This is a genomic window from uncultured Phenylobacterium sp. (genome assembly GCF_902826855.1).
Classification (GTDB): domain Bacteria; phylum Pseudomonadota; class Alphaproteobacteria; order Caulobacterales; family Caulobacteraceae; genus Phenylobacterium.
In genome coordinates this window covers 1-3,743 of sequence record NZ_CADEGK010000308.1, presented here as the reverse complement: position 1 = coordinate 3,743, position 3,743 = coordinate 1, and the positions used below count along the sequence as shown (strand labels likewise).

The window sequence follows — 3,743 nt, the reverse complement described above, 5'->3', positions numbered from 1 at the left end:
CTTCGGCCATAGTCGCTTTTCGAGGGCGAGAGCCCGATCCCGCAGCCTGTCGATCTCGGTGTGCGACTGCGACTGATAGGTCAGCCGCTGGGCTTGGCGAGAAGCGAACACGCCACCGACCATTGGCAGGACTTCACAGAGCCGGCGGTGCTTGGGACACCGGAAGTAGTAGCGGCGCCCGCCGAACCTCATCGGTCGCGCCACGATGTCGATCTCCTGAATGCGCGGCTCGTCATTGAGATTGAACCGGACCGTTAACGAGCCGTAGTCGGCATGAGCGAGATTGACCGTTACACCGACGCTTCCCCTCTCCTCCCCCGTCGCTACCCAGGTCCACCGTTGGGTGCCCCTGACGACCGCGCCAGGCCGCAGAAATCCTTGCCGCCGCAGCACCCGGATATCGAGGCGGATCGAAGCATCAACCGTCCCTCGATTGCGCGTGCGGTACATTCCCGAGTTAGATCCCCCCATCGGTCTCCTCGCTGAGATTTTCCGAATTCCTTTGGCTAAGGGGCCTATTTTCAAACGCGAGGGATGCACGCCGCGCAGCCGCTCGCTCGCTACGGTGCCCAGGGGGCGCGCTCCGCTCCCGGCTGCGCTCCGTCGGTGGCCGCCGCCGGAACACGCCTAGCCAACCCAAGATATAGAAGGTGCCCCTCACCTGAGAGGCCGGCGGCACTTGCATGTGAGAGGCGGTAAGCGCACTCGTCATCGCCCGCCCGCCTCGCGTTTGAGAGGCCGCAGCACTTGCACTTGAGCAGCTACCTTTCGCTTTCCGCGGCCATGGTCGGCGACTTCGGCCCGCAGCCATTGCTTCGCCGCCCGCACATTCCCAACGCCTTGCTTTTGGAGCCGCCCGATCACGTCGAGCCATTCATGCTTCGGCGGGATCGCGGCCCTGCCAAAGCCCGTCGGGAGCCAAGTGAGCGCGTATCGCGACTGCACCTGACCACCTATGGCGAAGTACCCTTGGACAGTCTGCCGAACGAAGCCGGTGGCGTAGAGCTCAGCGTAGCCCTTGCGGACATCGGCTGCCGTGACGCCCCAAAGCTCGAGCTGTTCGTATGTGCCGCCCAGGTTGCCGTTTTCGGCGCCGCCGTTCGACATATGCTCGTAGAGCAGGGCGTCGAGGATGCGGCGAGCCGAAATCCCCAAGGCGCGGAAGGTGATGGCGCCGAGCATGGTGCGCGTCATCCAGAACCAAGGCTGCCCCTCCGGCGGCCCGTGGCTAAGGGTGTTGCCGGGCTTTCCTTTCTGATTTGCCATGGCATGCCGCCGAGGCGTCCTGAGGTGGCGCGGCGGGTGCCGGCGGGCTGTGGGAGCCCGCCGGCATTGACGCCCGCCGCGCTCCTTCAGGGCGTCCCGACGCCCCCCTCTAGCAGCAGGCCATGGGCGCGAGCCTGCGCCTCCGCTTCCCGTACGGCGGCTGCCAGGTCAGGAATGGCCCCGACCGGAACGCTGACGCCGCGCTTCGTCGGACCGCGCACCTGGGCGGGGCCCAGGGCGTAGTCGCACCACGTCCGCAGATCGAGGCGGACGTTTCCGTTGAAGCTATCGAGCGTCAGCCGCAGCTCCGTCTTCGCGCCCAAGGGCAGCGACCGGATCACCACGGGCAGGGCGTCGCTCATGCCGCACCCCCATGAACCACCACCGGTCCAGCGAGCGAGTAGCGCGCGACGAAGGCGCCGTCCGGAGTGCGCTCACGCGCCGTGGTAATGGGAACGCCGGCCCGCCGCAGCTTCATGATGTAGTGCGAGGTGCGCCGCGCCCAGCCCAACGGCGAGGCCTCGCCGGAGGTGAAGCCCTTCGCGCCTTTCTGGATCAGCAGAGCTAGCGTTTGCGCCTCTCGGCCCCAGACGGTTAGGAAACGACCCTCTAAGAGCCGAACCGTCAGGGTGTGCTTGCAGGCCTTTCGGCCGGTGGTATTCTCGGACCGCGCGCCGCCCAGCGAAGCGTTCCGAGCCCCGTCCGCCGTGCGACCGGCGGCGGGGTTCATGCCGAGGGGGTGCATCCTACGCGGCCTCCGTCTCGGCCGAGGCCATGTCGGCTTCGGTGGTGGTCGAAAAGGCGCGACGCACCAAGAAGTCCTCCAGATCGGCGCGGCGGTACCGAATGGCACGGCCGAGCCGCATGAACCGCGGCCCGTCTCCGGTCATGCGCCACTTTCGCAGCGTGACCTCGGCAAAGCCCCACCCCTTGGCGACCTGTTCCGTGTCGAGAAGTTCGTCGTCCATCGTTTCGCTCCGTCGCTGAATTGCGATGGTCGAAGCTTCTTGCATTCGGTGGTGCGCGCAGCGGGTTTCAGCCCGTTGGAATGTGGGTCCTAGCCCCTTCCCGCCCCATTGCGTTCCCGCCTCGGAATCAATCCCTGGCGCTCGGCCCTCCGTACGAAAGCGAGCGTCCAGTCATGCCCCGGCGGGTCTACGGCACTAGTCCAGGCGAAGACGATTTCGGCGGCTAGGTTCGTCTGCCCCAAACCCGGAGCTTTCTCACGGATGGATTTGGCAAGCTCAAGCGCGTGAGGTTCCCAGTTTCTCGCCACCCATTCGCGGCGATTTTGAGCTCTCCTCTTTCCACCCTCCGCTCCGCCTTTAATTGCCTTGAGGGTCGTCTTCGCGAGTGGCGCTACTCGCAATTCGCACTCTGCGCGGGCCAATGCGTAGGCAGCCGCTGCCACGGTGTCCACAAGCGCCTCAAGCTCTGCAGACGGAAACTGTTCTTTGACATATTCAATCTCGTCAAAGGCGAATTCATCGGCATCGTCAGCTAGTTTCAGCCACTCCTGGGCCGGCCCGTGAGTTCGCTCGTACACCCAACCAGTCTCAACCAGGGCACCTGGCGGAACGAGCGGCAACATTAGCTCGGACATAAGCCGTCCGCGCGTCCCGTTGATAGTCACCCACCATGCAGGTTCGCGACGACTCGTCGACTGGATGAGCCTTGCTATGCGCCGGCGAATTTTGTCGAACGTGATGTGGTGCTGTTCCACATAGGCCGCGTACTCTTCATCGGGATGCAGGATATGCGGCGAGTGAGGGCCGAGCGCGTCGCGAGGCACGAAAGCCATGACCCCCTCAAGGTGTATCCTCTCGCCGGTCCTCCCGCGTGTCAGATGCAGGTGCGCCCACCACTCTTCGGTATCATGAAGATCCGCGAGCGGGCCTTCGTGGCGGTCAAAGCGGCGAAGTTCTGCTATGGAAACTGCGTCGCCAACCTCTGCCTGCACCCAAGGCGTCTCGTCCTCCCAAGCGGTCCTGTCTTCAGGGTCCGCCTCCTCGCACTCGGAAGGGAAGCGAAAATCAACGCCATAGGCCGCGTCGGGCGAGTGCCACAGCTCCACCGGGATTGAAGGGTGGCGAAAGTCAAACTCAACACCGTCGACAATGCCTTTGCGATCCGACTCAAGCAGCGCCTGAAGCTGGCTCCTTGGGTCAGGTCCGAATGGCGACGCTTCCTCGCCCTGGCTCATGCTTGAGCCCGCCTATCGAGCGCAGCCTCGATCTCGCCGCCGATCCAATCATTCGCCTTGCGCAACGGATCGTCGGCAAGGTGAGCGTACCGCGCGGTGGTCGCGGTGTGCCTATGACCGAGCAGAGCGCCGATGACCGGCAGTCCAAATCCGCCTGCTGCGCCGAAGCTCGCAAACGTATGACGCAAGTCGTGTAGGCGAACGTCCATTAGCTCAGCGCGCTTCCGCGCTTCCTCCCAAACCTTTCCGACCCCTTGATAGTGGCCCTTGCCCC

The 3,743-nt window shown here is 64.6% G+C and carries 7 protein-coding genes; all 7 read right to left on the bottom strand.

The window, feature by feature from the left end:
- Positions 1-450, bottom strand: a 450-nt coding sequence (locus QZV94_RS23880; RefSeq protein WP_293682795.1) for a hypothetical protein, incomplete at its 3' end; no start/stop codon positions are given.
- 258 nt (positions 451-708) lie between these two features.
- Positions 709-1,194: a hypothetical protein gene (locus tag QZV94_RS23875; RefSeq protein WP_293682793.1), complete on the bottom strand. Its 486-nt coding sequence runs from the start codon at positions 1,192-1,194 to the stop codon at positions 709-711.
- A gap of 158 nt (positions 1,195-1,352) precedes the next feature.
- The gene (locus tag QZV94_RS23870) at positions 1,353-1,628 is read right to left on the bottom strand and encodes a PC4/YdbC family ssDNA-binding protein (protein WP_293682791.1); all 276 of its coding nucleotides are present in this window, start codon (positions 1,626-1,628) and stop codon (positions 1,353-1,355) included.
- The gene (locus QZV94_RS23865; RefSeq protein WP_293682789.1) at positions 1,625-2,011 is read right to left on the bottom strand and encodes a hypothetical protein; all 387 of its coding nucleotides are present in this window, start codon (positions 2,009-2,011) and stop codon (positions 1,625-1,627) included. Before QZV94_RS23865 ends, QZV94_RS23870 begins: the two co-directional genes overlap by 4 nt.
- Before the next feature lies 1 nt (position 2,012).
- Positions 2,013-2,234, bottom strand: a complete 222-nt coding sequence (locus QZV94_RS23860; protein WP_293682787.1) for a helix-turn-helix domain-containing protein — start codon at positions 2,232-2,234, stop codon at positions 2,013-2,015.
- Positions 2,235-2,323: 89 nt separating this feature from the next.
- Entirely contained in the window at positions 2,324-3,469 is a 1,146-nt protein-coding gene (locus tag QZV94_RS23855; protein WP_293682785.1) for a hypothetical protein, read from the bottom strand.
- Positions 3,466-3,743, bottom strand: a 278-nt coding sequence (locus QZV94_RS23850) for a tyrosine-type recombinase/integrase (RefSeq protein ID WP_293682783.1), incomplete at its 5' end; no start/stop codon positions are given. The genes QZV94_RS23855 and QZV94_RS23850, both read right to left, overlap by 4 nt.